Source organism: Niastella yeongjuensis (assembly GCF_900110245.1).
Classification (GTDB): domain Bacteria; phylum Bacteroidota; class Bacteroidia; order Chitinophagales; family Chitinophagaceae; genus Niastella; species Niastella yeongjuensis.
The window spans coordinates 94,628-121,006 of sequence record NZ_FOCZ01000006.1 but is presented as its reverse complement, the minus strand read 5'-3'; the positions used below and the strand labels follow the sequence as shown (position 1 = coordinate 121,006).

Below are 26,379 nucleotides of genomic sequence, written 5' to 3'. Positions count from 1 at the left end.
TTATACCGCCGATTTTTCACCCACTGCTACAATTTCTGAAACCTCTGCATTGGATGAATCGGGTATTCCATTGCTTTTTTGATGTAAGTAATTATATATCTCCACCTGTGACCGTACCTTTTTTATCTTCCGGTCCCGCACATACCGGTTACTTAATTCGTTATCCAAAATTCTGGCTTTTACATTATCACTAAGTTGTATTTCCAGGATATTTTTCAACACTTTTTTAATATTCTCGTCAAAGATAGGACAGGTTGCCTCAACACGGTGATCAAGATTGCGTACCATCCAGTCGGCAGACGAAATAAATGCCTTTTCATTGCCATTATTGTGAAAAATAAACACCCGGGCATGTTCAAGGTACTCGTCGATTATACTAATAGCCTTTACGGGTTTTACGAATTTGGTGCTTTCTGAATACATACAGAAGATACCCCTGATGATGAGTTTCAATTCAACACCCGCCCGGGCTGCCTCATACAGTTTTTCAATAAGCGCTTCATCGCTCAGCGAGTTCATTTTTAAAATGATCTCAGCCGGCTTTCCTTCTTTGGCGAATTTTATTTCCCGGCCTATCAGTTTCAGCAATTCCTTGCGCAGATCGGTGGGGCAGGGGATGATCGTTTTACACGCCTTCAGGAAGCGCATACCAGTCTTGGGCGATTCCAGGAAGTTAAAGATGCGGTTCACGTCGGCCATAATATGCCGGTCGCTCGTTAACAAACAATGATCACCGTAGAAATTGGCCGTTTTTTCATTCAGGTTACCGGTACTGATAAAACCGTAATGAATGGTGTGATTAAGCACCCGCTTTTTTATAAGGCAGGCTTTGGCATGCACCTTCATGTCGGAAATGCTGATCAGTACTTTAACGCCTTCTTCTTCCAGTCGCACTTTCCACTCCAGGTTGGCCTCCTCGTCGAACCGGGCCCGCAGTTCCAGCATCACCGTTACCTGTTTGCCGTTTCGCACGGCATTGATAAGGGCGTTCACTATTTTTGAATTGGTGGCCAGCCGGTAGGCCGTTATTTTAATAGCCGTAACATCGGGGTCAATGGCCGCTTCACGAAGCAGCTCAATTACAGGGTTGAAGGAGTGGTAGGGGTAATTCAGCATGATGTCTGTATACAGCACCACATCCGTTACCCGGGGTGCATTTTTCAGCATCGGGTGCATAAATGGCTTTTTCCGGTGCCCCTTCTTTTCAAATACATCCGGAAAATCCATAAAATGCCTGAAGTTATGGATGCGGCCGCCGGGGATCAGACTGTCCTTGCGCGACAGGTTCAGTTTCCGGATCAGGTAATCGAGCAGACCAGCATCCATTTGCTTGTCAAATACAAACCGCACTGGTTTGCCCTTGCGACGGTTTCGTACGCCCTTTTCAATTTTTTGAATAAGGGTGGTTGAAATGTCGCTGTCCATATCTATTTCGGCGTCCTTGGTTATTTTAAATACCCACGACTCAAAACGGTCGTACCCGAAATAGGAGAAAATGCTTTTCAGGTTAAACCGGATCACATCTTCCAATAATATAATATGGTGTTGCCCTTGCGGCGATGGTAATATTTTAAACCGGCCGATGGATTTGGCAGGGATTTCAATGATGGCATATTTGCGTTTCATGCTGCCGTCTTTCCGCGATAGCACCACGCCCAGGTAAAGTGACTTTTCGCGGAGGTAGGGGAAATGCGGAATACTTTCCACCATCAGCGGAATGGTATTCATGCGCACATCTTCCTCAAAAAAAGTATGAACAAACTTTTGCTGCTCTTTATTAAGGCCTTTTTCGGAAACCAGGAAGATCTTTTCCTTTTCCAGTTCTTTATTTATGCCTTCCCATATACGGTTGAACTGGCTTTGCTGGTCAAGCACGATCTGTTGTATTTCGTCGAGGATCTTGTTGGGCGCCACCTCCATGTGCATGTTCTTTTTACCCACTTCGGTCATGCGTTTAAGGGTAGCCACCCGAACCCGGAAGAACTCATCGAGGTTATTGGAGAAGATGCCTAAAAACTTTACCCGTTCCCGTAATGGTACACTGGGATCGGCGGCTTCCTGCAATACACGGGCATTAAAAGATAACCAGCTAATGTCCCTGGCGATTGTCTTTCGTTTCATCTGTGTGCTCAAATTTGTATTGGCAGAATTCACCGTGATACTCCTTTTTTAAGGTTAAAGAAACAGTTTCCATTTCTGTGCCCGGATCATGCCTTCATACAACTGGGTATGAAGAAGTTCTGCCAAAGGTGAGAAGGCGTAAATTAAAATTAAATTAAGTAATTATTAAATCGGTTGGCCAGAAAGTATCAAAAAGCCTATCATACTTACCAAAACACCCGTACCAACCCAATACGAACCCGAATGAGGAAGTTTTGTCGGCAATTTAATTTATGGATTAGCCATGGAGACCGAACTTTGGTGGGACTGATTTGTCATTAGTGATGCCAGAGCGGCCCGAAAAATGTGAATAACTGCCCATTTTCGCCTGTTTTACACATTTCCAAACCCATAATATCCACAGATGTTGAAAAGTGGCTAAAAAAAGTTTGGTATTAGTTTGTGAATTACCTAGATTTTCCGACCTTTGCCGTCCTAAATTTTATGCGTCATGTCAAGAGTATGTTTGGTGACAGGTAAAGTTCCCGTAACAGGACACAAAGTATCGCATTCCAATATTAAGAGCAAACGTAGGTTTTTACCGAATTTGCAAACTAAGCGTTTTTACCTGGCCGAAGAAGATAAATGGATCACCCTCAAGTTATCAACTGAAGGTATTCGTACAATTAACAAAAGAGGTTTATTGCCCGTAGTGAAAGAACTGCGTGCAAGGGGTGAAAAAATCTAATTAACTTTTAAAGCGTTATAACAATGGCAAAGAAAGGTAACCGTGTTCAGGTAATCCTGGAATGTACTGAGCACAAAAACAGCGGCCTGCCTGGTACCAGCCGGTATATTTCTAATAAGAACAAAAAGAACACTCCAGAACGTCTGGAGCTGAAGAAATACAACCCGATCCTGAAAAAGGTAACGGTTCATAAAGAAATTAAGTAAGGTTGACAATTAGCAAATTTGCCATTGTGCAATTGCTAAACGCAGCTTGTATTAATTTTGGAATTTGCTAATTATCACATTATCAATTTAGAGTCATGGCAAAAGCAGCTTCAAAGAACGCGAAAACCAAAGATGCTAAGGCAGCCGCTGAAGCAAAGAACTGGACGAAAGTAATTCGTGCTGTACGCAGTGAGAAGACTGGTGCATATACTTTCAAAGAGAATATCGTACACAAAGACAAGGTTAAGGATTTCTTAGCCGGTAAATAATTTGGGTAAGGAAGTATCTTATCAAAAGCTCCGATCTATTGTCGGAGCTTTTTTGCGTTCACTGAAGTGAAACACCCAATAATGATGCTTTCCTATTTGATGTTCGGGTTTCACGATTACATCGTTATCTTTAGTCTTTAAAATCAGGAACATGAGTTTTTTCGGGAAGTTGTTTGGCAAAAAAGAAAAGGAATCGCTCGATCAGGGATTACAGAAAACAAAAGAGGGATTTCTATCAAAGATCACCAAAGCCATTGCCGGTAAAAGTACCGTAGACGAAGAGGTACTCGATAACCTCGAAGATGCCCTGGTGAGCGCCGATGTAGGCATTGACACCACAGTGAAGATCATTGAGCGGATAGAAGAGCGCGTAGCAAAAGATAAATATCTCACTACCAATGAGCTGAACAAGTTATTGCAACAGGAAATTGAGGCCGTATTGGTAGATGCACCGGAAAATAACAGCTATAATTTCGGCAGCGAACTGCCCGCCAAACCATTTGTGATATTGGTGGTAGGCGTAAACGGGGTGGGCAAAACCACTACGATTGGCAAGCTGGCCTATAACTTTAAAAAAGCTGGTAAATCAGTTTTGCTGGGTGCCGCTGATACCTTTCGCGCAGCCGCGGTTGATCAGTTAACCATCTGGAGCGAACGCGTAGGTGTTCCCATCGTAAAACAGGCCATGGGTTCAGACCCGGCTTCCGTTGCCTTCGATACCGTACAAAGCGGATTAGCCAAAGGCGTTGATGTGATCATCATCGATACAGCCGGTCGTTTGCACAACAAAGCTCACCTGATGGATGAATTAGGAAAAATTCGCCGGGTTGTTCAGAAACAGATCCCTGAAGCACCGCATGAAGTTATGCTGGTGCTCGACGGTTCAACAGGACAAAACGCCCTGGAGCAGGCGAAACACTTTACCGCCACTACCGATGTATCGGCCCTTACCATTACGAAATTAGATGGAACCGCCAAAGGTGGGGTAGTGCTGGCCATTGCCAACCAGTTTAAAATACCAGTGAAATTTATAGGCGTGGGAGAGAAGATGGAAGATCTGCTGGTATTCGATAAACATGAATTTGTGGACAGTCTTTTCAAATTAGGCAACTAAGAACAACTTCAAAATAAAAAAAGCGCCCCGATCATATCGGGGCGCTTTTTTATAATATGATTCTTCCTTAGAATGCGAACTTAATACCTAAGCCACCCCATACGTCAACGTATGCACCGTGGAGGATTTCCAGGTAAGGATTTACGTCAAGGCTCAATGCTATAGGAGCGCCTTTGATCTTATAATCCAAACCTAATACGCCATCAACACCCAAAGAGGCTGATCCTTTATCATAATAATGATCTCTATCGCGATAGTAGTAATCATTGTACCAGCCAATGTGAGCACCGGGTCCTACATACCATTTTAAACCAGGGGCGCCATTGATATCACCATGAAACTCATACAATCCGGTAAAACGGAAACCGTGGTTCCAGAAGTTGAGCAAACCTTCCAGAGCTGCGTCATCTTTAATAAAATGTTTAATTGTTAAAGCACCAGGCCAGAACTTTACACCTACAGCGGTGCGATAATCAGAGCCTAACGCCTGGGCTTGGGTACGATTTACCGTAAACAGTGCCAGTAAACCTAGTACAACTACGATTTTTTTCATAAATATTCCAATGTTTGGTCTAATACAATTTTAAAAAACTATGCCAAACTCGCATAGCTGGATAAGATTCTAAATAATTAATTCTCAATTCTTTTTTGTAAAAGAACCGCAATATTACGGCTAAACACCTAAAACACAAAGGCATTAACAATTGTTAGGCCACATGCAGGGTATCAGAAGCTTGTAGCTTGCAGCTTTTTACAGTACCTTTGCGCCCTTATATGAAAGTTAGATCCCATAAAAAAGACAAGGTAAATATCATTACCCTGGGTTGCAGCAAGAACATGGTAGACAGTGAAGTATTGAGTGGCCAGTTGCAGGCGAATGATATCAATGTGATACATGAGAATGAAAAATCTGATCACAATATTGTAATTGTAAATACCTGTGGCTTTATAGATAAGGCCAAAGAGGAATCTATCAATACCATTCTTGACCAGGTAGAACTCAAGCGCCGCGGTAAACTCGACAAAGTGTATGTGACAGGTTGTTTGAGCGAGCGCTACAAGAATAACCTGGAACAGGAGATCCCTGAAGTGGATGCCTATTTCGGTACCATGGAATTACCCCTGATCCTGAAAGCATTTGAAGCTGATTATAAAGCAGAATTGTTGGGCGAACGCTTACTGGCAACGCCTCAGCACTATGCCTATTTGAAAATATCGGAAGGTTGCAACCGCACCTGCTCCTTTTGCGCTATTCCGTTGATGCGCGGACAACACGTAAGCCGGTCAATTGAAGACCTGGTAAAAGAAGCGGAAGGCCTGGTAAAGAAAGGCGTGAAAGAAGTAATGCTGATTGCCCAGGAACTGACCTATTACGGTTTGGACATATACAAAAAACGGATGCTGGGCGATTTAATGAACCGTCTGGCTGATGTAAAAGGACTGGAATGGATCAGGCTGCATTATGCGTATCCTTCTAAATTTCCTTTAGACGTCCTGGATGTAATGCGCGAACGGGATAATATTTGTAATTACCTGGATATGCCGCTGCAACACGCCAGTGACAATATGCTGAAGGCTATGAAGCGCCAGATCACCCAGTCAGAAATGAATGAGCTCATCAGTGCTATTCGTGAAAAAGTTCCGGGTATTGGCTTACGTACCACGCTGATTGCCGGTTTCCCCGGGGAAACAAGAGAGGATGTGGAATCGTTAAAATCATTCCTGCAACAACACCGCTTCGACCGCGCCGGTATCTTCACTTACTCACATGAAGAGAATACCACCGCCTACGATCTGGAAGACAATATTCCACACGAAGAAAAAGAAGCCCGTGCACAGGAGATCATGGAAGTGCAGCAGGAGATCAATTTTGAAAAGAACCAGGAAAAGATCGGTAAAACTTTCAAAACGCTGATCGATAAAAAAGAATCGGGCCGTTACCTGGGCCGTACAGAATTTGACAGTGTGGAGGTAGACAATGAAGTGATCGTTAACAGCAGCAAAAAATTACCTATCGGCGAATTCGTAAATGTAACGATCACCAAAGCATACGATTTCGATCTGGAAGGGGAAGTAGTTGAATAATATCCCTATATAATAAGATTTTTACCTATAAATAAATACGCTGTTCGCTATAAACGAACAGCGTATTTATTTATACGTTAGTCATAAAATCAATTACCACAAAGTTGTATTGCCAGCCCCTTCTGCAAACAATACCTTTGTGTCGATGATATTGTCATTTTTTTTCATTGACAACATCGTTTACTCCTTATCATTCTTTCCAACAAAACATTCATCAGTCGGCTTAATAATAAATTGGCTCAACGGAGGCAATGGCAGATGTGGATAGCACTGAGCGATCGGGGCTATACGCATCGTGGATAATTAGGTAGTGCGACAAAATTTACTGATTATTATCCACTCTGGCAGGCACACAACCTCTTGTGCCTGCTTCTTTCTTTACATACGTGCTAAATATTGTTTGCATTCCTAATTAATTAAATAAAAACAACATACCAGTAATAAAAAAATCTAATAAACAGGCTGAGAATGTGTACAAAATCATCTAATTGCCGGTAAATTTGAAACAGGTTAATGGTAGCAACTCTCAACACGAGGGTTTAGGTTCTGATTATTCTAATGCTGCGTTGCAGCATTTACCGGAGGTAAATAACAGCGAAAGAAAGGACCAACTTTCTTTCCTGTTAGATCCGGCCCTGGCCGCGGAAGCCTCGGCGTAGGCGGTCAAAGAACCCAGATTTTCCCCACAGAAACAACCACTTAACCATTATTATCAAATAATCCTCAATATTTCACGCAGGTATATCGGTTAACGGAATGTATAATACCTTTGTTACCCAATACAACGGTAAAAACATTGACCTATGTTTAAAGATGCAACTTCACAGGAAATTGACCAGGTTTTGAATACCTCATGGCAGGCTTTTCACCAATACCGGAAGTATTCGTTAAAAGACCGCGCCCAATTCATGCGCAGCATTGCTGCGGAGCTGGAAAATGCAGGCGATGAACTGATTCAAACCGCCATGCGGGAAAGCAACCTGCCCGAAGCCCGGCTTCGTGGTGAACGGGCCCGCACCATGTTTCAACTAACCAGTTATGCCGATGCCTGCGAAAGAGGAGAGTGGCTGGAGGCAAGGATCGATACAGCCAATTCCACCAAAACACCCCCCAAACCCGATATACGCAAAATGCTGATCCCCCTGGGTCCTGTTGTGGTATTTGGGGCCAGTAATTTCCCATTCGCTTATTCAACGGCTGGTGGCGATACGGCCTGTGCCCTGGCAGCCGGTTGTCCGGTCATTGTAAAAGCACACCCGGCCCATGCTCAAACATCTGAAATGGTAGCGCAGGCCATTTTAAAAGCCGCCGCCAAATGCAATATGCCCAACGGGGTATTTGCGCATGTACATGGCGCTTCCCAGGAAGTAGGCAAAGCCCTGGTAACCCACCCCCATACAAAAGCGGTTGGTTTTACCGGTTCGTATTTAGGCGGTAAGGCCCTGTTCGACTGGGCTAACCAACGCAAGGAACCCATACCGGTGTTCTCTGAAATGGGAAGTGTGAACCCAGTGTTCCTGTTCCCTGAAAAATTGAAGCAGTCGGCCGTGGAAGTGGCCAAACAATATGCCGGCTCTATTACGCTGGGGGTTGGTCAATTCTGTACCAATCCGGGTTTGATCTTCGGGATCGATGGCGACGATCTGCAACAATTCATAGACACATTAGGTAGTGAAATAAAAGCAGTGAACCCGGGTACCATGCTGCACCCCGGTATTGCAAAAAATTACCTGGAAAACAAAAACAAGGCCCTGGCACAGGCACAGGTACAAACCATAGCAGAAAGCAATACACAGCCGGCCGCCAACCAGGGCGTGCCCACCATTGCCTCTGCCACCGGCGAAGCCTTCCTCAACAATCCGGTTTTACACCAGGAAGTGTTTGGTCCTTATTCATTAGTGATTCGTTGCAAAGACCTGAATGAATTGCTGGAAGTGGTTCGTCACCTCGAAGGACAACTGACCGCTACACTGATGGCCACCGACAACGACATCATTAACAATGATGACCTGGTAGAAGCTGTAAAAAACATCTGCGGCCGCTTTATTGTAAATGGCGTACCTACCGGGGTGGAAGTATGTTTAAGCATGCACCATGGCGGACCATTCCCGGCCACTACCGATTCGCGTTTTACTTCGGTTGGGGCTGATGGTATTAAACGATTTGCCCGTCCCATGGCCTATCAAAACTGGTCAGATAGTCTGTTGCCGGATGAGTTGAAGAATGGGAATCCGTTAGGAATATGGAGAACGGTTAATGACGTGTTAACGAAAGACAAGATCTAAATAAGCGAAAGGTGAGTTGTCAGTGGTGAGTAGTGAGTGGGTTCGCGATTGTTCGGAATACTTGAATTTTGGCGTGCATACTCACAACTCACAATTCACTACTCACAATGCTGTTTTCTGCGGCATAGTTAATTATTCCCGTCTATAATTTTTTACTACTTTACCCGCGATTCATGAAAAAAACCTTTTTCTGCATCGATGCACATACTTGCGGCAACCCGGTACGCCTGGTAGCCGGTGGCGGTCCTGTACTGGAGGGAAAGAACATGAGTGAAAAACGCCAGCATTTCCTGAAAGAATATGACTGGATCCGTAAAGGACTGATGTTTGAACCCCGCGGCCATGATATGATGAGTGGAAGTATTTTGTATCCGGCGCACGATCCGCAGCATGATATGGCAGTATTGTTCATTGAAACAAGCGGTTGTTTACCCATGTGTGGTCATGGTACTATTGGCACCATTACCATTGCCATTGAAGAAGGTTTGATAGTACCCAAAATACCAGGCACGGTTCGGCTGGAGACACCGGCCGGACTGGTAATGATCAACTATAAACAGGAAGGCAAAAAGGTAACAAGCGTAAAGCTCACCAATGTGCCGGCGTACCTGGCGGCTGAAGAGTTACAGATAACCTCGCCTGATCTGGGTGAGTTGACCATAGATGTAGCTTATGGCGGAAACTTTTATGCCATTGTAGATGTACAGCCCAATTTCAAAGGACTGGAACATTATGGCGCCGATCAGCTGATTGCCTGGGCGCGTACATTACGTAAACAAATAAACGCGCAATACCAGTTTGTGCATCCGGAGAACCCGACCATCAACGGTTGTTCGCATATTTTATGGACAGGTGCTGTAATAGATCAAAACGCTACCGCCCGCAACGCAGTGTTTTATGGCGATAAAGCCATCGACCGGTCACCCTGCGGAACCGGTACCTCAGCGCGCATGGCCCAGTGGTATGCCAAGGGAAAATTAAAAAAGGGCGATGCCTTTGTGCATGAAAGTATTATCGGATCGCAATTTGTGGGCCGTATTGAGGAAGAAACAACGGTAGCCGGAAAGCCGGCCATTCGCCCCAGCATTGAAGGTTGGGCTAAAGTGTATGGTTACAATACCATCACTATCGATCCGGAGGATGATCCGTATGCATATGGGTTTCAGGTTCTTTAAAAAACACATCACATGAGTAAACAGGTTACAATCATTGGCGGTGGCGTTATTGGCCTCTGCAGTGCTTATTACTTGCAAAAAGAAGGTTATGAAATTACGGTTATTGAAAAGGGGGACATTACCGATGGTACCTCTTTTGGCAATGCCGGTTATGTATCGCCCAGCCATTTTGTACCGCTAGCATCACCCGGCATAGTAGCCCAGGGTTTGCGTTGGATGCTCAGCTCAACCAGTCCGTTTTATATAAAGCCCCGCCTCAACCTCGATCTCATCAAATGGTTAATGACCTTCTGGAAACAGGCAAACGCCCAAACCGTAAAACAGAACGTACCGCCATTAAACGATATCCTGCACCTTAGCCGGGCATTAACAAGTGATATTATGCACGATCTCGGCAACCACTTCCGCATGCAGGAAGTGGGGTGTTTTATGTTGTATAAATCAGCCGCCACAGAAAAGCATGAAATAGAACTGGCCAAAGAAGCGGCCGGTCTTAACATAGAAACAAAGATCCTGAACGCACAGGAAGTACAGGCCATGGAACCCGATGTACAGGTGGATGTAAAGGGAGGCGTGTTATATCCCATCGACTGCCACTTGCACCCCGGTGATTTTATGCGCACCCTGAAGACCCATTTGCAAAAAGTGGGCGTAAAACTACAACTGAACACCATCGTAACCGGTTTTGAGAAAAAAGGCAATACCGTTTCGGCTGTTATCACCAACCAGGGCAAATTCGAATGTTCGCAGCTGGTACTGGCCAGCGGAAGCTGGTTGCCGGTTGTAAGTGATAAGCTGGGCATATCCCTGTTGTTGCAGGCTGGGAAAGGCTATAGCATGACGTATGAGAATGTGCCCCGCAACCTGCGTTACCCGGCTATACTGGTAGATAAAAGAGTGGCTATGACGCCAATGGGCGCAGACCTGCGCATGGGCGGCACCATGGAAATAAGCGGGCTGAATTCACCCGTACTGGAAAAGCGCGCCCAGGCTATTTATAACGGCGCTAAAGCCTATTATCCCGATCTGCAATTAAACATGATGCCCAAAGAAAAGATCTGGTATGGGTTACGTCCGCTCACTCCCGACGGACTTCCCTATATTGGCCATCATAGTAAATATACCAACCTGATTATTGCGGGTGGTCACGCCATGCTGGGCGTATCACTGGCTGCCGCAACGGGAAAATTGGTAGAAGAGCTGGTTGGTAAAAAGAAGACTTCACTTGATGTAGGGGCTTTTAGTCCTGAAAGATTCTAATAGTTAATCAGTTATTAAGTTTTTAGGTTATTTAGGTTCGTAGGTTGGGAAGAACCTATGAACTCAGTCACTTATGCCCTATATTTAGGGCAAATTGTTGCAGTGCAGGTAAAGGCTGATCTAACCTCTAAAAGTATTCCGGTTATAAATGGTTTACGCGGACTTGCGGCATCGATGGTTTGCATTTTTCACTTCGTTGTACCTGCCGGCTATATCCACAATACTGAGGTCAGGGATTTTTTCGATTATGGCAAGCTCGGTGTTTATATCTTCTTTGTCATCTCAGGCGTTGTGATCCCGCTTTCCATGATCCGGAACGCATACGGGTATCGCAACTGGGGAACGTTTATGATGAAACGGACGGTGCGGTTAGAACCGCCCTATCTGGCCACCATTGTATTGGCGCTTATTTATTTCCAGGTAAGGAAACTGGCGCCTACTTCAGTGGCATTGGAGGTGCCCCTGTCACTAAAAAACGTCCTGCTTCATTTGGGCTATTTAGTACCGTTCTTTAATGGGGAATGGATCTTAAAACACTTCTGGACCCTGGGCGTGGAGTTTCAATACTATCTGATTTTGTCACTGCTGTTGCCTTTCGTATCGGGTGGCAATAAAATTTACCGGTATTGCTTTTACTTAATTTTTTTAGGGGCTCCGTTTCTGTTGTCGACCTATTTGTTTATTCCGGTATATGCCCCTGTATTTCTGGTTGGCATACTATACGCATTATGGAAAACTGATCTTATTGAAAGCAGGGAATATTTTATACTGACGCTGCTTTGCATAGCCGTGGGAATAATGACATCGCCCATGAGCCGGAGTATAACCGCCTTATTAACCATTCTGGTCATTAATTTCTTTCCTTACGTTACCAATAGTGTTTTTGAATTCCTGGGAAAGATCTCTTACTCGCTGTACCTGCTGCACCCCTTAACCGGCAAATCGTTGATCAATGTATTGTCGTATAAATATAAAGCCGGGTACCAGGTAACTGTACTGATTATAGCCGGCTATATATTATCGGTAATTTCAGCCTATGTATTTTACAGAATTGTTGAAAAACCCTTTCAAAGACTATCGGGAAAGATAAAATATAATCGCACCTTTATACCCGTCAAAAAACAACACATATGAAAAAATCGGCCATTGCCTTTTCTATCCTTATGGCGGCTGGCACAGTTGCCTTTTCACAGGAACACCAGCTCGTAAAAAAATGGGAGACTGATACCCTGTTGAAGGTCCCTGAATCGGTATTATACGATGCAGAAAATAAGGTTTTATATGTTACCAACATAGATGGACAACCCTGGGAAAAAGACAATAAAGGTTCTGTTGGAAAAGTAGGACTCGATGGCAAGATCATTACCGTTGACTGGGTAAGTGGTTTCAATGCGCCCAAAGGAATGGGTTTATATAAAAACAATCTGTATGTAGCCGACGTTGACAAAGTGGGTGTGATTGATATCAAAAAAGGTGTACTTGCCCAGGTTATACCGGTAGCAGGCGCCGAAGGCCTGAACGACCTTACTGTTGATAATAAAGGCGTGGTGTATGTATCGGATTCGAAAACTAAAAAAGTGCACCGCATCGAAAACGGGCAGGTAACCACCTGGCTGGAGAACCTGAAAGGTCCTAATGGCGTGTTAATAGAAGGCAACGACCTGTACATTCTGGATGCCGGGTCTTTAAATAAAGTGGAAAAAGACAAATCGCTGACCAAACTGGCCGATGGCATGGAAACCAGTACCGATGGCCTGGAACATGTTAGCGGTAAAGATTATATTGTAAGCTGCTGGATTGGTACCGTGTATTATGTAAAAGGGGACGGCACCAAACAGCTGCTGCTCGATACCCGTGAGCAAAAATCGAACACCGCCGATCTCGGGTACGACGCCAAAAACAGGATCGTATATGTACCCACTTTCTTTAAAAATAAAATAGTGGCATATGAACTAAAGTAGCAATGGAACGTTAAAATTGACGATCAGTTATGGCAAACGTGCCGTTGATAGTACTTTTATGTTCGCATTCGCTTAATTATGGATTGTACTTCTACCAATTTATCAGTAGGGCAGACCGGTTATTTTTCGAGGATCATCCTGGATTATTTGAACCAGTCGCCTTCATTACAGCCTTTTTACAAGCATCCAGTATCTATGGAAGGGATAAAAGCCGCCATACAGGCCCGGCAATCTGTGCAACCCGACCGTAACTTACTGGTGAAGGAATTACAGCAGCAATACGCAGGAGTGAACACTTCTACCCGGGTACAGCAAAACATTCAACAACTGCTGCAGCCCAACACGTTCACCATTACCACTGCACACCAGCCGGCTATTTTTACCGGCCACCTGTATTTTATTTATAAAATAGTGCATGTTATAAAGCTGGCCGACCGGTTAAAAAAGGAATTTCCCGATAAACATTTTGTGCCGGTGTTCTGGATGGGCAGCGAAGATGCTGACCTCGATGAACTGGGCCATGTTTACCTGGGCGACGAGAAACTGGTGTGGGACACCAAACAAACCGGGGCAGTCGGTCGCATGACCACCAAGGGGCTCGATAAACTGATCCATCGCATAGATGGCGAATTATCGGTTCAGCCCCATGGCAAAGAATTGATACAACTGCTGCGCGAAGCTTATTTGGAAAGCCCCGATATACAGATAGCCACCTTCAAACTGATAGATGCCTTATTTGCAGACTATGGTTTGATAGTGATACTGCCCGATAATGCAAACCTGAAAAAGGTGATGGAACCGGTTTTCCGCGAAGACCTGTTGCAGCAAAAACCTGCCGGGATTGTAGGCAATACCATTAAACAGCTATCGCTGGAACATAAAGTACAGGCCTCACCGCGGGATATCAATCTGTTTTACCTGAAGGATAATATCCGCGAGTTGATTGAAGTAAAGAATGGCCGCTACGAAGTAAGAAATACCGCCATTCATTTTTCGGAAGAAGAAATACTCGCCGAACTACACGATCACCCGGAACGGTTCAGTCCAAACGTGATCTTACGCGGTTTGTACCAGGAAACGGTGCTTCCCAATATTGCGTTTATTGGTGGTGGTGGCGAAACAGCTTACTGGCTGGAGTTAAAAGGCCTGTTCGATCATTACAATGTGCCATTCCCGATGCTGGTTCTGCGTAACTCGTTTTTGATTGTAGAAAAAAAGTGGCAGGAAAAGATCCACAAACTGGGTTTGCAATCGAAAGACTTTTTTCAATCAGAACAGCAGTTACTTACGCAATTGGTATCGCGTCATAAGAACGGTGAATTGAAACTAAAACAGGAACTGGAAGCTGCCATGAACGTATATGAGCAGTTAAAAAATAAAGCGGCGGCCATCGATCAATCGTTGACCCAACACGTGGAAGCCTTACAGGCACGTACACTAAAGCCGTTGCAGGAACTGGAGAAGAAATTATTGCGGGCCGAAAAAAAGAAATACGAAGCCGAACAACGGCAGATCCAGGCCATTCGCACTGCCATCTTCCCGCGTAACGGGTTACAGGAGCGGGTTGATAATTTTATGCCCTGGTATGCGTTGTGGGGGAGGGAGTTTATTCAAAAAGTATACGAACACTCACCCACGTTAGAACAGGAGTTTATTATTCTCGAAGAGAAATAAAAAAAGGGTCCCGATGGTTAGTCGGGACCCTTTGTATTTGAAATAAGATCAGTTATTCTTTTATGCGAACGGAGAAGATACCATTCTTACCCGCTGTTTTATTATCGGCCAACAGGTATAATTTCACCCGCCGCGATTTATCGGCACGAATACAAACCGACTGCATATTGAAACCGGTAAAACTGTTGTTGGCTTCATTTAAATGAAACAGGGAGTTTACTTTCATTTTTTTACGCACCACCTTGCGGGATGCGTTTTCAATAACGGCCAGGTAACTATCACCAGTAGTTTGATGATCCTTATCAGCACTTTCTGAAAGCAGGCTTACTATCAGCCAATCGTTTTTATACGAATAGGCGAGGCCAGACAGTCCAACCACCTGTTTGGGGGTTTGTGGCAGATCAAAACTTACCGTAGTGATCTCGGCATTGGCCTGGTTTTTCCAAAAATCAGCATCGGTAACAATGATATGTTTTTCGGGAGCCGATTTATGATCGCGGTTACACAAAATGAGTTTACCCAGCACAATGGCGGCAGACTCAATATTGATGACGCCTACGGTTTCTTTCAATCGGTTATAAAAAACGGAAATGTCGTATTCTTCCTTGGTGAGATCATCCAGGTTAACGAGGATGGCTTTGTGGTGTTGGTCTTTTATATCGAAACCCATTACCAGCAGGCGGGGAATGCTATTCACCACTACAATGGTCGTTGCTTCAAAGTCGGATTTTGTTCCTGGCAGGATTTTGGGATCATCATAGCCCAGTAACCGATGCTTTGCCTGCACCTGCCACTTTTTAAGGGTGACAAGGTCACTGGCGTCATCATCAACCAGGTACAGGGTGTCATTAAAAAATTCAACATTTGAGCCAACGGGCAAATCCGGAACTTCTCTGTAGTCGAGCAATTTGAGTTTCATACCGCGCGCAAATTACAAGGATGAAATATATTTGCCTAATCAAATTTGTTTTCCCACCCTTGTTTTTTTAGATTTTCAATCTTTACCAATACCTCTTCTTCCAGTTTCTTTTTGTAGGCAGCTACCTGATCCCCAATATGTTCATCAAAAGAACCAATTATCGAGGCCGCCAGGATCCCGGCGTTTTTAGCAGCATTTAGCGCCACTGTTGCAACTGGTATGCCATTTGGCATTTGTAAAATGGATAATACAGAATCCCAGCCGTCTATTGAATTGGAAGATTTAATAGGAACGCCGATCACCGGTAAGGGGGTAAGCGATGCTACCATACCTGGCAAGTGGGCTGCCCCGCCTGCTCCGGCTATGATCACTTTTAACCCCCGTTCGCGGGCCTTTGTAGCATATTCCACCATCCGCATAGGCGTACGATGCGCGCTTACCACCGTTAATTCAAATGCAATATCAAGGCCCTTCAATACCTCTGCTGCTGCCTGCATAACCGGCAGATCGCTATCGCTGCCCATAATTATTCCAACCTTTGGATCCATATTAAGAGTAAGTTATATGGCAAAGAAAAGAAAATATTTGCGCACCCGCAAAGGACGGCAAATATCAAAAGGTTGTTTATGGAATATTGGTCCGTGTTTGTATCTATTTCAAAATATCGCCTTTCAATCGTAACAATTCCGTTTCGGCCATTTTGGTATTGTACTTGGCGGTGATCAGGCGAATATAAGCGTCCTGCTGACTTTTTTGCGCCTCCCGTAATTCAAGGGAAGTAGTTACCCCTTGTTTTAACCGTTGCAGGGCAATATTCACGTTCTCATCGGCCAGTAAAATGTTGTCGTATTCTACATCGAGCAGTTTTTTCTGCAATTCATAATCCTTGAAAGAATTGCTGATGCCTACATCGATCAGCGAGCGTTGTTTTTCGTAATTCACCTGCTGGTACTGCACATTCAATTGCGCCTGTTTAATAAGGCGACGGGTATTGAAGCCGTTCAAGATGGGAACGTTCAACCCAAAACCGTAGTTAAACCCTGTGTTCTGGTTATAGAACGGCTGGTTCTGGTTTACCACCACGCTGTTATTTGTTTTGGCAAAGTTGTAGGCTGAATTGAAAGAAAGGGTAGGCCACATGCCCGCTTTTTGTTCCTTTACGCTCAGGTTAGCTACATCGATGCCCTTTTTAGCAGCCAGCAACAGCGGGCTCGATTCTTCAAATTTCTGGGCAAACTCACCATACTGTAATGTGGTGTTCAGCGGTATGCTGTCTTCTACCTCGTATACAGAGCCTTGTTTAAAACCGATCAACTGGTTTAACTGATCACGCAATTGGGCCAGTATTGATTGCTGTGTTAACTGAAGGGTTCTTTGCGCATTGAAGTCAACCTTTGCCTGCAGCAGTTCGGGTTTACTGCCCAATCCTACTGATAATTTCTTGTCGGCCAGTTGTATCCGTTCCACATACACGGTATCCTGGTTCTGGAGCGCTCGCAGTAATTCTTTCTGGCGAACAATGCCATAATAACTATTGATCACCGCCGCCACACTGTTTACTACCTGTGCTTTCAGGTTCAGGGCGCCCAGCGCTTCCTGTTCCATCAACCTTTCCCGGGTAGCAAACATTTTCAACCCATCGAACAGGGTCCAGTTCAGGTTTACACCATAGTTCAGGTTGGAAGTGCGTACGCCATTGCGGGTGATCAAACTGTCTTTACCATTTACGCGGCTGGCAAACTTCAATTGTTGATTATTGGTATTCCAAACCGTGGAAGCCGTTGCATTCAACTGCGGCATAAAGGCGCCGAATGAATAATAACGGTCCAGTGCATAGGAGGTGGAGTCGTTACGGCTCAGTAAGATGTCGTAGTTGTTCTTCAAAGCAGCCGTGATAGCATCCTGTAAGGTAAGCTGCTGTTGTGCGTTAACGAGTACGGAACTAAACAACCCGATAACTAATATTGAAACATATTTCATATATGAAGAAACTGTTTGTTAATCTTGAAAATGGTACAGGTTCCAGGTTACCCCGATAAGTCCGGAGAACTTGAAACCTGTAACCTGTATTTTAAGCTCTGTGGCCTTCTTTATCATCCATCAGTTCCATTTCGCTTTTGTGTTTTGGCCGCGACAGGAATGAGTAAACGGCTGGTACTACATACAACGTTAAAATCAGCGAGAACATAATACCACCCACAATTACAATACCCAATGGTATACGGCTGGTGGAGGCTGCTCCCAGCGATAACGCCAGCGGCAAGGCACCCAGGGCCATGGCCAGGCTCGTCATCAGGATGGGGCGTAAGCGTGCACTGGCTGATTCAATTACCGCATCCCGTTTATGCAAACCAGCATGTTGTTTCTGGTTGGCAAACTCCACGATCAGGATACCGTTTTTGGTTACCAGACCAATCAACATAATCATGCCAATCTGCGAGAAAATATTGATGGTTTGGTCAAACATCCACAAACTGAGCAAGGCGCCCGCAAAGGCCATTGGTACCGTAATAATGATGATGATGGGATCGATAAAGCTCTCAAACTGCGCTGCCAGTACCAGAAAAATAAGTCCAATTGCCAGAATTAAGGCGAAGGAAGTACCTCCGGAACTTTCAGCAAAGTCGCGGCTGGGACCTGAAAGCGAGGTGGCGAAAGACTCATCCAGTAACTTTTTAGCAATGCCCTGCATTACCTGGATGCCTTCACCCAGGGTATGTCCTGGCGCTACACCTGCGGAAACCGTAGCCGATTTATACCGGTTAAAATGGTACAGCGTAGGTGGGGTTGTAGCCTCGCGCATGGTAACCAGGTTATCCAGCGAAATAATCTCATTTCGGTTATTGCGCACATAAATATTCTTCAGGTCGGTAGGGTCGTCGCGGTCGTTCCGCGCCACCTGGCCAATAACAGAGTACTGTTTACCGGAACGGTAAAAATACCCCATCTGCAGGTTACTAAGGGCCAGTTGCAGGGTTTGCGACACATCGGCCACACTTACTCCCAACTGACTGGCTTTTATGCGGTCTACTTCAATGTTAACCTCGGGTTTATTGAATTTCAGGTCCACATCCACGCCCTGGAAAGCAGGGTTCTTGTTTGCCTCTTCCAGGAACTTGGGCAGTACCTCGGCTATTTTGTCAAAGTCATTGTTTTGAATAACAAACTGCACGGGTAAGCCGGCGCGGCGGTTTACCGAAATGGTTTGCTCCTGAATGGCAAATGCTTTACCATCAGAGAACTTATTCAGGTTGCGGTTGATAATATCAACGATCTTCTGTTGTGAGCGTCCACGTTCTTCGGGATCGTTCAGCGTGGTACGTACGTTACCGGTATTGGTAGCACCGGAACCACTGAACCCGGGAGCCACCATACTAAGAACGGTTTGAGCTTCTGGTACAGAGTCCATCACCAATTGCGACAACCGGTCAATGTAGGTATCCATATAATCATACGAGGTACCTTCCGGAGCTGTAACCTGTAAACGGAACTGGCTGCGGTCTTCCATCGGAGCCAGCTCGGATTGCAGGCTGCCACCGATAAAATAGATGATGCAGAAACAACCTGCCACAATAAGCCAGGCCGTCCAGCGTATGCGCATAAACCATTTCAGCGAATTAAAATAACTTCTCTCCATCCACTGAAAGAAAGGTTCGGTCTTATGATAGAACCAACTGTGTTTATGTACATCCCGGGTAAGCTTCACGTTCAGTACCGGGGTAAGCGTAAGCGATACCACGGCAGAGATCAATACCGCACCTGCTACCACAATACCAAATTCGCGGAACAGGCGGCCTACGAAACCCTGTAAGAAGATGATGGGTAAAAAGATGATCGCCAGCGTAATGGAGGTGGCAATAACCGCAAAGTAAATTTCCTTTGATCCTTCACGGGCAGCCTGGTATTTGTTCATCCCTTCTTCCATCTTTTTAAAGATGTTTTCGGTTACCACAATACCATCATCTACCACCAGACCGGTTGCCAGTACAATACCCAGCAGCGACAACACGTTCACCGTAAAGCCGCAGACATACATGATAAAGAAGGCACCAATCAGGGATACCGGAATGTCGATCAATGGACGGAAAGCAATCATCCAGCTGCGGAAGAACAGGTAAATGATCAGTACCACCAAAATCAGTGATACGATCAGGGTTTCTTCCACCTCTGTAATGGAACGCTTGATGAATTTGGTTTGGTCGAGCGCAATACCCAACTTAATATCGCTGGGCATTTCCTTTTCCAGTTGACCAAGACGCTTATAAAACTCATCCGAAATAGCTACATAGTTGGAACCTGGTTGAGGTACCAGGGCCAGTGCGATCATGGGAATACGGCTTTCCTTCAATACAGTTTCTTCATTCTCGGGACCCAGCACCGCTTCCGCCACATCCTTTAACCGGATGTCGCTGCCATTCACATTCTTTACAATAACATTATTGAAATCTTCTTCGGTAGTTAAACGACCGAAAGTGCGTACAGTTAATTCGGTTTTATTACCAGAGATCTTACCGGAAGGCAGCTCCACGTTCTCGCGTGAGATCGCATCCTGTACGTCGCCGGGCGTTAATCCGTAAGCACTCAGTTTGGCGGGATTGAACCAGATACGCATGGCATATCTTTTCTCCCCCCATATTTGAATAGCACTTACACCGGGAATGGTTTGTAACCTTTCCACCAGTACGTTGTTCGCATATTCGGTTACCTCCAGCTGGTTACGCGTATTACTTTGTACCGTCATGGAGATGATGGCATCAGAGCTCGCGTCGGCCTTCGACACTACAGGCGGGGCCGGAAGGTCGGTAGGCAAAGAACGCGTTGCCTGGGAAACTTTATCGCGCACGTCATTGGCGGCAGCTTCCAGGTCAATGCTCAGATCAAACTCTACGTTGATGCTGCTTACGCCCTGACTGTTGGTGGAGGTAACGTTTTTTACACCCGCAATACCATTGATGGATTTTTCGAGTGGTTCAGTTATTTGTGATTCTATAATGTCTGCATTGGCGCCGGGATAACTTGTTCGCACACTTACGTTGGGCGGATCAATGGCGGGATAGTCACGAACGCCCAGGAAGGTAAAACCGATTATCCCGAACAACACGATCAGGATGTTCAGTACCGTTGCCAATACCGGTCGCCGCAAACTCAGTTCCGAAATATTCATCTGTTAATATCGCTTATTGTACTTTAACAATTTTGATTTTGCTCTCAGGACGGATAGCTAATAAGCCTGTGGTGATAACTGTATCGCCTTCCTTAACGCCGTCTAACACCTGTACATACGATGAATCGCGAATACCGGTAGTAACCACCTGAAAGTTGGGTTTGCCGCCTTTATAAACGATCACACTCTTATTACGTGCCTGAGGAATTACTGCTTGTGAAGGAACGATCAGTGAATGGTCGTTCTTTCCTAATTGCAAGGCTACTTTGGCGAAAGCACCGGGCACCAGTAACTTGTGCACACCCTGTACCACCGTTCTTACTTTCAGCGTACGGGTAGTAGCTTCAATATTAGATTCGGTAGCCAGTACAGACGCGTTGAACTTTTGATCGGTGCCTGCTATGGTAAAGCTCACCTGACGGCCTTTATGCATGGTTTCACTGTATTTTTCCGGTACGGTGAATTCCATTTTTAATTGATTAACCTGGCTGATGGTAGTAACAAGGGTAGTGGGACTGATGTAAGCGCCATTACTGATATTTCTTAAACCGATACGACCGGTAAAAGGCGCCCTGATCTCTGTTTTGCTGATGCTTACCTGGTTAAGATCGATATCAGCTTTTAAATTGCTTACCTGTAATTCGCTGAGGTCGTATTCCTGCTGACTGATACCATTGATACTCAACAATTCCTTCTGGCGTTCAGCGGTTTTTTGAGCGATCTGCAATTGCACCTGTAATTTCTTTTGCTGTGCCTGCAGGTCGCCATCGAACAACTTAACCAGCAACGCACCTTTTTGCACAAAACTTCCTTCCGGAATATTCAATGCAACTACGCGGCCAGATATTTCAGGTCGGATCTCTGTTACTTCAAAAGGCAACAGCGTTCCGGGGATCTCCAGGTTTTCACTAAGGGGTTTCGATCTTACAATAAATGCTTCAGCCTGTACGGGGCGATTGCCACCTCCGGCCTTACCGCCGGCTTTGGGGGCATCATCTTTTTTCTCGCTTTTACAGGAAATAAAAATGAAGGACAGAATAAATCCAATTACAATCCTGCTGTTACGGTTCATCTGAGTTGTTATAAGTTTAAGTCGTGAATCGGTCCCGACTAAGTCGGAAAGAAACGTGAAAGAGTTGCAATTCGTATAATATGATTTTCTATATAAACTTTTTCACAGTTCCGATTCGCGTTTACGCTAGCATATCGCCCGCAAAATTAATGTTTTACCTAAGGTTGTATATTAAAAAGAGATGAACGGCAGGCAGAACGGGGGTTAACTAACTACTTTTAATATGTTTTTAATCCTGTTCGCTTTATACGTCAAATCCTGTTTGTCCCTACTGACGATAGTTATGTGTCCCATCTTGCGGCCAGGCTTGGTTTGTTTTTTACCATACAGGTGAACAAATACATTATCCATGGCCAGCACTTCTTCCAGCCCCTGGTATTTGGCTTCGCCTTCAAAACCTTCGGCACCTACCAGGTTTACAATAGCAGCTGGCAAAATAGCATCGGTATTGCCTAATGGATATTGTAACATCACCCGCCACAACATATCGAATTGCGAACTGTAATTAGCTTCTATAGTATGATGACCACTGTTATGAACGCGGGGAGCAGTTTCATTAACAAATACATCACCGCCTTTATCGACAAACAATTCAACGGCAAAAATACCCGGGCTTTTCAGTCCTTTTACAACCGCCAGCGCAATGGCTTCCAGCTTCCACAATGTTTTCTCAATTATTTCCGCCGGACTGATCTGATAATCGAGCAGGTTCAACCGTGGGTCTACTACCATATCAACGGGTGGGTATAATACGTTTTCGCCTTTATCATTAACGGCAATGATCATGGAGATCTCGCGGTGAATGGTTACCATTTTTTCCAGCACGGCAGGTGCATCAAAACCCTTATCCAGGTCTGCAGGTGAGTTTAACAGTTGTACGCCGCGGCCATCATAACCACCTACGCCTACTTTATGTACAGCGGGTAAAAAACCGGCCTGGGCTCTCAGTTCGGCCAGGTTTTTCGTAACCACAAATGCCGGGGAAGGTATTTGTTGTTCTTTATAGAACTCCTTTTGCAGGATCTTGTTTTTTATAGTGCGGAGGGCTGAAGGTTTGGGGTATACCCGTACGCCTTCCTGTTCCAGTTTTTCCAGGGCATCTTCATTCACAGATTCAATCTCAATGGTTATGGCATCCAGGCCTTTACCGAAATTGTACACATCATCAAAATTGCGAATATCGCCTTTTACAAAATGGTGGCACAAATGTGCTGCGGGGCATTGCTCATCGTTTTCCAGAATAAAGGTTTCAACAGGATAATTGGCCGCGGCCTGTAAAAGCATTCTGCCTAATTGTCCGCCGCCAAGGATTCCGATTTTTTGCATGGTTCGTGTTTAATTAAGCGGCAAAGATAAGGAAGTCAGCGGGGAGGCCTAAAAGCATCTACTAATTTGATTTTTATGCACTTTCATCAATTTTTCTATCTTTGTCGGGTAAACATGCAACCCGACTACGCACATAAGGTTTTTAACGACAAGCGCATGGGCTATTTTCTGCTGATGGAAGCATTGGCTATGGACAGTCATTTGTAGTATTTCCCCTCCCGTACAATCAATTTCCTGCTGCCAGTTATTTATTAATTGACTGATTGCGTTATTTCCTGAATACCATCTAAACTATAATAGTATGTCAAAGACATTAATGGCGGCTGCACCCGATACAGCTACCGATTTTCTTCCCCTCGAAGGAACCGATTATGTGGAGTTTTATGTTGGCAATGCTAAACAGGCTGCCCATTTTTATAAAACTGCATTCGGCTTTCAATCATTAGCCTATTCCGGCCCCGAAACCGGCGTAAAAGACCGCGTCAGTTATGTGATACGCCAAAACAAACTCACGTTTGTGTTAACTACGCCTTTGCGTTCCGGCAACCCCATGGCCGATCATATTTACAAACATGGCGATGGCGTAAAAGTACTGGCCCTGCGTGTACAGGACGCTACCAACGCCTGGGAAGAAACCACCAAACGCGGTGGTAAAAGTTATATGGAACCAACCCGCCTTAAAGACGACCACGGCGAAGTGGTATTAAGCGGTATTCATACCTATGGCGAAACCATTCACCTGTTTGTAGAAAGAAAGAATTACACCGGCGCCTTTATGCCCGGTTATAAAGAATGGAAAACAGTATACAACCCAACCGATACCGGTTTGCAATACGTTGACCATTGCGTGGGCAATGTAGGCTGGGGACAAATGAATAAATGGGTTAGTTTTTATGAAGAAGTGCTGGGCTTCCGCAACATCCTGAGCTTTGACGATAATGATATTTCTACGGAATATTCGGCCCTGATGAGTAAGGTAATGAGCAATGGCAACGGGTTTGTAAAATTCCCTATCAACGAACCCGCGGAAGGCCGTAAAAAATCACAGGTGGAAGAATACCTGGATTTTTATGATGGCGAAGGCTGTCAGCACGTAGCGCTTGCCACCAATAACATTGTAGAAACAGTCACTACCTTACGAGACAGGGGCGTTGAATTTCTCACCATACCTACAAGCTATTACGATGAACTGCTCGACAGGGTAGGGCATATCGATGAAGACCTGCAACCCTTAAAAGAACTGGGCATCCTGGTTGATCGGGATGATGAAGGGTACCTGCTGCAGATCTTTACGCGCCCCGTTGAAGACCGGCCCACGTTGTTTTTTGAGATCATTCAGCGCAAAGGCGCCAAAAGTTTCGGAAAAGGAAACTTCAAAGCCCTGTTCGAAGCCATAGAGCGGGAACAGGAACTGAGAGGGAACTTATAATAATTATTGAGAGAATCTGCCTGTTTGGAAGGCCTGGAAAAAGATGGGGTAACAAACATCTTTTCTCCGGGCCTTCAATTTTATGGAAAATTTGTATCCTTTATTTTTCCCCTTGGTAGTTAAATAAACATAAACCACAATTCTTTGTTGAATCACCTGAGAATGAACGGTCATAGGTGCTAAATTATAATTTAGCTACATATGGAACAATTATGGTGGCATACACCAGAACATGTATTTTCCACATTGTGCATAAGCCCAGGTGCTCGTTGCACGCTCGTTTGTATTAATTTTAACACCGATTGACGATAGTGTAGTAAATAATCATAACCTATTTAACGTTATTATCCCAGTTAACTTACATGAGATACGCTTACATATTATTACTGGGGGCCATAAGCCTTGTAAAAACAGCTTCCGCGCAAACCGCAACAGTTGCCAGTATTAATTTCATAGATTACCAACGTAGCTTCCCGCGCATCAATGATGCGATCAAAAAGAAGGAAGACACCTTGATGAAGCAGTTTGAGGAGAAGCGTTTAGCCTGGCCCGCCCGCTACATTTACATTCGCTCCTTTAAATACGACAGCCAGATAGAAGTTTGGGTAAAACAGGAACTGAACGATCAATTCGCCCTGTTTAAAACCTATCGCGTATGCGCTATGGCCGGCTCGCTGGGCCCCAAACGCATGCAGGGCGATTACCAGGTACCCGAAGGCTTTTATTATATCAATGAGTTTAACCCCAAAAGTAATTATTACCTGTCGCTTGGCTTGAATTACCCCAATGCCAGCGACCGGATACTGAGCGATTCCCTGATGCCGGGTGGCGATATTTATATTCATGGTAAGTGCGTTACCACCGGTTGCATTCCCGTTAATAATGAACAAATAGAGGAATTGTATATTCTGGCCGCACACGCCAAAAGCGAAGGGCAGGATTTTATTCCGGTGCATATTTTCCCCATCCGTTTTGACAATCCCCGCAGCAGCGAATACCTGAAGAAATATGTAAAGGATTTTCCGGAATACGTACCGCTGGTCGATGAGTTGAAACATGCCTACACCTATTTTGAAAAAACCCGCAAGCTGCCGGTGATCATGGTATCGAAAAAAGGGGAGTATGTAATAGATGGTATTATACCTAAGGATAAAGAGCCGGAACCAGTGGTAAAAAAAGAACGCCGCCCACTCAAAACCTATAACCAGGATGAGATCTCCAATGTGGTAGAACGCTTACCGGTTTTCCCCGGCGGCAATGATAAATTCCAGGCCTTTATTGATAAACTGAGCAAAGACATGGCGCCCTACCTGGGCCAGCAGCAGAAAACCTTTGCCATGGTTGAATTTGTGATCAATAAAGAAGGAAAAGTGATCTACGCCAACGTTATTAAAGGCGGCAATGACGATCTGAACGATCACCTGATTGAAGCATTTGAGAACATGCCGCAATGGACACCGGCCGTTAAGCACGACCAAACCGTGAGTGTGAAACTAAAACAGACCATTTTTATTGAAAAGCCCGAAACGCAGGTTGTCGGAGCCGTTCAGTAAGAATCGAAACATACTTAACAAAAAATGCCCCCGGTTGAG

General features: G+C 44.9%; 22 protein-coding genes. 14 read left to right on the top strand and 8 right to left on the bottom strand.

Going from position 1 to position 26,379, the window contains the following annotated elements; all coding sequences use genetic code 11:
* Window positions 1–2,121 carry a polyphosphate kinase 1 gene (gene ppk1, locus BMX95_RS17400; protein WP_081202946.1) on the bottom strand — a complete coding sequence of 707 codons (2,121 nt, stop codon included), beginning with the start codon at window positions 2,119–2,121 and terminating at the stop codon, window positions 1–3.
* A 490-nt stretch (window positions 2,122–2,611) separates the two neighbouring features.
* Here ppk1 and rpmB point away from each other — a divergent pair, with 490 nt between their 5' ends.
* The 4 genes from rpmB (at window position 2,612) to ftsY (ending at window position 4,437) form a co-directional block, all read left to right on the top strand.
* Window positions 2,612–2,848 carry a 50S ribosomal protein L28 gene (gene rpmB, locus BMX95_RS17395; RefSeq protein ID WP_014218836.1) on the top strand — a complete coding sequence of 79 codons (237 nt, stop codon included), beginning with the start codon at window positions 2,612–2,614 and terminating at the stop codon, window positions 2,846–2,848.
* A 23-nt stretch (window positions 2,849–2,871) separates the two neighbouring features.
* Window positions 2,872–3,054 (top strand): 50S ribosomal protein L33, encoded by a 183-nt coding sequence (gene rpmG, locus BMX95_RS17390; protein WP_014218835.1) that lies wholly within the window; start codon window positions 2,872–2,874, stop codon window positions 3,052–3,054.
* A 95-nt stretch (window positions 3,055–3,149) separates the two neighbouring features.
* The gene (locus tag BMX95_RS17385; RefSeq protein WP_014218834.1) at window positions 3,150–3,323 is read left to right on the top strand and encodes a DUF4295 domain-containing protein; all 174 of its coding nucleotides are present in this window, start codon (window positions 3,150–3,152) and stop codon (window positions 3,321–3,323) included.
* Between the two features lie 151 nt (window positions 3,324–3,474).
* Window positions 3,475–4,437 carry a signal recognition particle-docking protein FtsY gene (gene ftsY, locus BMX95_RS17380; RefSeq protein ID WP_081202764.1) on the top strand — a complete coding sequence of 321 codons (963 nt, stop codon included), beginning with the start codon at window positions 3,475–3,477 and terminating at the stop codon, window positions 4,435–4,437.
* A 67-nt stretch (window positions 4,438–4,504) separates the two neighbouring features.
* On the opposite strand, the gene BMX95_RS17375 is transcribed toward ftsY, so the two are convergent.
* Entirely contained in the window at window positions 4,505–4,990 is a 486-nt protein-coding gene (locus BMX95_RS17375) for a hypothetical protein (protein ID WP_081202765.1), read from the bottom strand.
* 221 nt (window positions 4,991–5,211) lie between these two features.
* Here BMX95_RS17375 and rimO point away from each other — a divergent pair, with 221 nt between their 5' ends.
* The 7 genes from rimO (at window position 5,212) to bshC (ending at window position 14,877) form a co-directional block, all read left to right on the top strand.
* Window positions 5,212–6,522, top strand: a complete 1,311-nt coding sequence (gene rimO / locus BMX95_RS17370; RefSeq protein ID WP_081202766.1) for a 30S ribosomal protein S12 methylthiotransferase RimO — start codon at window positions 5,212–5,214, stop codon at window positions 6,520–6,522.
* An 803-nt stretch (window positions 6,523–7,325) separates the two neighbouring features.
* Entirely contained in the window at window positions 7,326–8,807 is a 1,482-nt protein-coding gene (locus tag BMX95_RS17365; RefSeq protein ID WP_081202767.1) for an aldehyde dehydrogenase (NADP(+)), read from the top strand.
* A 173-nt stretch (window positions 8,808–8,980) separates the two neighbouring features.
* Window positions 8,981–9,982 (top strand): 4-hydroxyproline epimerase, encoded by a 1,002-nt coding sequence (locus tag BMX95_RS17360; RefSeq protein WP_081202768.1) that lies wholly within the window; start codon window positions 8,981–8,983, stop codon window positions 9,980–9,982.
* A 12-nt stretch (window positions 9,983–9,994) separates the two neighbouring features.
* Window positions 9,995–11,242, top strand: a complete 1,248-nt coding sequence (locus BMX95_RS17355) for an NAD(P)/FAD-dependent oxidoreductase (RefSeq protein WP_081202769.1) — start codon at window positions 9,995–9,997, stop codon at window positions 11,240–11,242.
* Between the two features lie 57 nt (window positions 11,243–11,299).
* Window positions 11,300–12,376 carry an acyltransferase family protein gene (locus tag BMX95_RS17350; protein ID WP_081202770.1) on the top strand — a complete coding sequence of 359 codons (1,077 nt, stop codon included), beginning with the start codon at window positions 11,300–11,302 and terminating at the stop codon, window positions 12,374–12,376.
* The gene (locus tag BMX95_RS17345; protein WP_081202771.1) at window positions 12,373–13,203 is read left to right on the top strand and encodes an SMP-30/gluconolactonase/LRE family protein; all 831 of its coding nucleotides are present in this window, start codon (window positions 12,373–12,375) and stop codon (window positions 13,201–13,203) included. The genes BMX95_RS17350 and BMX95_RS17345 overlap by 4 nt, the downstream gene beginning before the upstream one ends.
* Window positions 13,204–13,281: 78 nt before the next feature.
* Complete coding sequence (bshC, locus tag BMX95_RS17340; protein WP_081202772.1) at window positions 13,282–14,877, top strand: bacillithiol biosynthesis cysteine-adding enzyme BshC; 1,596 nt, start codon at window positions 13,282–13,284, stop codon at window positions 14,875–14,877.
* A 52-nt stretch (window positions 14,878–14,929) separates the two neighbouring features.
* On the opposite strand, the gene BMX95_RS17335 is transcribed toward bshC, so the two are convergent.
* The 6 genes from BMX95_RS17335 to BMX95_RS17310 all read right to left on the bottom strand — a co-directional run bounded on the left by BMX95_RS17335 (window position 14,930) and on the right by BMX95_RS17310 (window position 23,358).
* Window positions 14,930–15,796, bottom strand: coding sequence for a DUF6929 family protein (locus tag BMX95_RS17335; RefSeq protein ID WP_081202773.1), 867 nt, complete (start codon window positions 15,794–15,796; stop codon window positions 14,930–14,932).
* A gap of 35 nt (window positions 15,797–15,831) precedes the next feature.
* The gene (gene purE / locus BMX95_RS17330) at window positions 15,832–16,344 is read right to left on the bottom strand and encodes a 5-(carboxyamino)imidazole ribonucleotide mutase (RefSeq protein ID WP_081202774.1); all 513 of its coding nucleotides are present in this window, start codon (window positions 16,342–16,344) and stop codon (window positions 15,832–15,834) included.
* A 103-nt stretch (window positions 16,345–16,447) separates the two neighbouring features.
* A complete protein-coding gene (locus BMX95_RS17325) occupies window positions 16,448–17,776 on the bottom strand; it encodes a TolC family protein (RefSeq protein ID WP_081202775.1) in 1,329 nt (442 codons plus the stop codon).
* A 91-nt stretch (window positions 17,777–17,867) separates the two neighbouring features.
* Window positions 17,868–20,960, bottom strand: coding sequence for an efflux RND transporter permease subunit (locus BMX95_RS17320; protein WP_081202776.1), 3,093 nt, complete (start codon window positions 20,958–20,960; stop codon window positions 17,868–17,870).
* 13 nt (window positions 20,961–20,973) lie between these two features.
* The gene (locus tag BMX95_RS17315; protein ID WP_081202777.1) at window positions 20,974–22,032 is read right to left on the bottom strand and encodes an efflux RND transporter periplasmic adaptor subunit; all 1,059 of its coding nucleotides are present in this window, start codon (window positions 22,030–22,032) and stop codon (window positions 20,974–20,976) included.
* A gap of 204 nt (window positions 22,033–22,236) precedes the next feature.
* Entirely contained in the window at window positions 22,237–23,358 is a 1,122-nt protein-coding gene (locus tag BMX95_RS17310) for a 5-(carboxyamino)imidazole ribonucleotide synthase (protein WP_081202778.1), read from the bottom strand.
* Between the two features lie 75 nt (window positions 23,359–23,433).
* Here BMX95_RS17310 and BMX95_RS35685 point away from each other — a divergent pair, with 75 nt between their 5' ends.
* The 3 genes from BMX95_RS35685 (at window position 23,434) to BMX95_RS17300 (ending at window position 26,340) form a co-directional block, all read left to right on the top strand.
* Entirely contained in the window at window positions 23,434–23,565 is a 132-nt protein-coding gene (locus tag BMX95_RS35685; protein ID WP_262493609.1) for a hypothetical protein, read from the top strand.
* A gap of 94 nt (window positions 23,566–23,659) precedes the next feature.
* Complete coding sequence (gene hppD, locus BMX95_RS17305; RefSeq protein WP_207631666.1) at window positions 23,660–24,787, top strand: 4-hydroxyphenylpyruvate dioxygenase; 1,128 nt, start codon at window positions 23,660–23,662, stop codon at window positions 24,785–24,787.
* Between the two features lie 362 nt (window positions 24,788–25,149).
* On the top strand, window positions 25,150–26,340 hold the full coding sequence (locus BMX95_RS17300) for a L,D-transpeptidase family protein (protein ID WP_081202780.1): 1,191 nt from the start codon (window positions 25,150–25,152) through the stop codon (window positions 26,338–26,340).
* The last annotated feature ends 39 nt before the right edge of the window (window positions 26,341–26,379 follow it).